Origin of the sequence: Flavobacterium sp., from assembly GCF_029242675.1 — a bacterium.
GTDB lineage: Bacteria > Bacteroidota > Bacteroidia > Flavobacteriales > Flavobacteriaceae > Flavobacterium.
Genome location: NZ_JAQWTM010000419.1, coordinates 1 through 3,735, shown reverse-complemented (window position 1 = coordinate 3,735; position 3,735 = coordinate 1). Strand labels below are relative to the sequence as shown.

The 3,735-nt window shown below is 32.1% G+C and carries 3 protein-coding genes; 2 read left to right on the top strand and 1 reads right to left on the bottom strand.

The features are described from left to right. Nucleotides 1-1,116: NAD(P)-dependent oxidoreductase (locus P8M54_RS15280; protein WP_300288890.1), on the top strand; the 1,116-nt coding region annotated here is incomplete at its 5' end. 345 nt (nucleotides 1,117-1,461) lie between these two features. After that, on the top strand, nucleotides 1,462-2,523 hold the full coding sequence (locus P8M54_RS15275; RefSeq protein WP_300288889.1) for a hypothetical protein: 1,062 nt from the start codon (nucleotides 1,462-1,464) through the stop codon (nucleotides 2,521-2,523). 475 nt (nucleotides 2,524-2,998) lie between these two features. Here P8M54_RS15275 and P8M54_RS15270 read toward each other — a convergent pair. Further along, nucleotides 2,999-3,735, bottom strand: a 737-nt coding sequence (locus P8M54_RS15270) for a lyase family protein (protein ID WP_300288887.1), incomplete at its 5' end; no start/stop codon positions are given.

Here is a 3,735-nt window from a genome sequence, read left to right as displayed (position 1 = left end):
TCTTATCCATCAGCGGAACTGAAAGTTGAAAGGTCAGATATCAGAATTTTTACTGATGACCAATATGTCGCTGCAGGTATTGAAGTTGCAGATAGCGTTGCGGATTGCGATGTTTTATTTGGCGTAAAAGAAGTGCCTGTTGATAGTTTGATTCCAAATAAAAGTTATTTCTTTTTTTCTCATACCATTAAGAAGCAACCTTATAACCAAAAGTTATTGCAGGCAGTTTTAAAAAACAATATCGAATTATACGATCATGAAACAATCGTCGATGCTAATAATAGAAGGTTGATTGGTTTTGGAAGATATGCCGGTATGGTTGGGGCTTATAATAGTATTCGTGCATTTGGGTTAAAATTTGAGTTGTTTAAATTACCTAAAGCTGAGACTTTGGCCGGAAAAGACGAAATGGTACGCCATTTAAAAAGACTTGTTTTACCTCCCATTAAATTTGTAATTACGGGAACTGGAAAAGTGGGTGGAGGAATAAAAGAAATTTTAGACTCCATGAAGGTCAAGCAGGTTACGGTTGATAATTATTTAACTAAAAATTATGCACAAGCAGTCTATACACAAATAGATGTGATGGACTATAACAGGCGAATCGACGGTCAAGTTATAAACTGTAAAGACTTTTATACGAATCCAAAGGAATACGTTGGTAATTTTGAACGTTTTACCAAAGTGTCAGAAATTGTGATAACCGGACATTTTCATGCTAATGAAGCACCGGATATTTTAACCAAAGAAATGTTGCAAAGCAAAGACTGCAAAATTAAAGTATTTGGAGACGTTTCTTGTGATATTAACGGACCTATTGCTTGTACCCTTAGACCTTCAACTATTGAGAGTCCTATCTATGGTTATTTAGCTTCTGAGCATAAAGAGGTTGATGTGTTTCACCCTGCTGCGATTGTGGTAATGGCAGTAGATAATTTGCCTTGTGAAATACCTAAAGATGCTAGTGAAGGTTTTGGAACTATGTTTTTAGAACATGTAATTCCTGCTTTTTTTAATAATGATAAAGATGGCGTTTTGGCTCGTGCAAAAATGACCGAAAAAGGCCAATTAACACCTAGGTTTAGCTATTTACAAGATTATGTAGACAACATATAACAATCATTTTGGTTTTTATCGTTCATTTATCTCGTTGCAATACTAAGTTATTTGTATTGTAGAATTGCGTTAACCACACTTTTTTACTTTTAAAATTCTTATCATAAATATTGATTTTTTCGGTGTTGGTAGTTTTTATTTTATAAGAATTTTTATACAAAATTTAAATTTGTTTTTTTGTTTTTCTAATTAAAAGGTGTTAGTAGTTTGAAATTTCGTTTTTTTATTATAATTTCCCCACAGGAAAAACATAAAAGGAAGATTTTTACAGATTTTTTCTCATGATAATACATGAAATACAACTTATTTGCTAATATAAAAACCAAAAAACTAAAATAACCATAAATGAAAAAAATTTACTTTACTTTAATATTATCAATAATAGCAAGTTTCAGTTATTCCCAAAAAGATCAAATAAAACAAGCAAAAGTCGAATTAAAAAATGGTAATGAACAAGGCGCAATTGCAATTCTAGTTAAGTGGGAGTACCTAATGCTCAATGCCCCTTATGATGATAAATCAGAATTTTATAATCTAAAAGCTGAAGTTTACAAAACCTTAGCCGATAAAAATATTGATATGGTTAAGAATCTCGCTAATGCAGTTGATGCATACAATATCCTGCTCAGAGAAGAAAAACTTTCTAGCCAGTACAAGTACTCGACTAAGGCCTTAGAGTCCATAAAAAAAATTAAGACTGATTTACAAAATAGTGCTAGCGCTGACGTTAGAAAAGATAAGTTTAAAGATGGTGCAGAAAAAATGTATAGTCTTTATACTATAGATAAGAGAGATACTTTAAACCTATATTTATCCACCTCCTACTACATGAGTGCAAAGGACTATTCAAACGCCTTGAAAAACTATAAGGAGTTAGATAATTTAAATTACACTGGAAGCGGAATGCAATATTTAGCTAAGAATAACAGTAACAATTTAGAAGAACTTTTTGGCTCTTTGACCGAAAGAGATGCAGCAATTAAAGCTGGAAGTCACCAAGCTCCAAGAAATGAAAATTCAAAGTCTAAAAAGAATGAGATTTATAAAAATATTGGGTTTATTTACTCTTTGAATGGAGAAATTAGTCAAGCTGAAAATTTTTACAAAAAGAGTATTAATAATAACCCCAATTTCATTGAGCCATACATTGATTTGGCTTATCTTGGACTAGAAAAAAAGAAAATTATAAATGACAAAATTAGTATTTTAGGAACATCAAAACAGGATATGGTACTGTATGATGATTTAAAGACAAAGATGGATAACGAAGTTAAAATTTCTATCGCATATTTGGAAAAGGCTAATAAAATTGATCCCAAAAACAGTGTTGTTTCTGATTTATTATTAAAACTTTATAGATCAATGGATCAAATAGCAGAATATAATAATTTGAAAGCAAAAATGTAGTTTATCTTCTATTTTGTAACAAATCTAGAAATTTAGATGACTACTACTTTAAAATACAGTTAAGTAACTAAAGTTTTTACTATCACATTACAATTCTACAATTGAAATTGTTTTTAAAACAGTTTAAAACAGTACTTTTTACTTCAAAGCATTGATAAGCATGAATTTTTTATAATTATTTAGTACTTAAATTGAATCAGTGACTTCCCGATCTAATAAAAATAATTGTAGAAATCAATTAGATTCAATTTAAGTCATAGATTTAGAACTTGATTAAGACACAAAGCAGGTAGGCAATAGGATGAAGTAAGAAACAAATAGTACTAATTTTGAAAAAAAAATAGATCTAAAATAAGTATCGAGAACATTTTTAATTAGTATTGTTAAATACCTGTACTTGAATGATATTTCGACGGATTATTTGTCTTTAAATAAAGGAGAAGCAAATAAATTACTGAATGTTGATCTACTTTTTTTATACCATATTTTCTGGTTTGACCCAAGCATCAAAATCTGCTGCTGTGACGTATCCTAATCGTACAGCTTCCTCTTTTAATGTAGTTCCGTTTTTATGTGCCGTTTGCGCTATTTCCGCGGCTTTATAGTAGCCTATTTTTGGATTTAAAGCAGTTACTAACATTAAGGAATTGGATACCAATTCTTCAATTCGTTTGTAATTAGGCTCAATTCCTTGTGCACAATGTAGGTCAAAAGAAGCACAAGCGTCAGCTAACAATCTAGCAGATTGTAAAAAATTTGCAGCCATTACAGGTTTAAATACATTGAGTTCATACTGCCCCTGCATTCCGCCGACTGTTATGGTCATATCATTTCCTATTACTTGCGCACATACCATAGTCAAAGCTTCGCATTGCGTAGGATTGACTTTTCCGGGCATAATTGATGATCCCGGTTCGTTTTCAGGAATGTAGATTTCTCCAATGCCTGATCGCGGGCCTGAAGCTAACATTCGGATGTCGTTTGCTATTTTATTTAACGAGACAGCAATTTGCTTTAAGGCGCCGTGCGCTTCCACAATAGCATCATGAGCAGCAAGAGCTTCAAATTTATTGGGTGCAGTGACAAAAGGATGTCCTGTAAACTGTGCGATATAGTCCGCTACTTTTAGGTCATATCCAGCAGGTGTATTTAATCCAGTACCAACTGCGGTTCCGCCCAATGCGATCTCAGATAAATGAGGTAGCGTGTTTT

What these genes read in the sequence shown, in the direction of transcription:
- P8M54_RS15275 (WP_300288889.1), top strand. Translation starts at nt 1,462, where the DNA reads ATGAAAAAAATTTACTTTACTTTAATATTATCAATAATAGCAAGTTTC.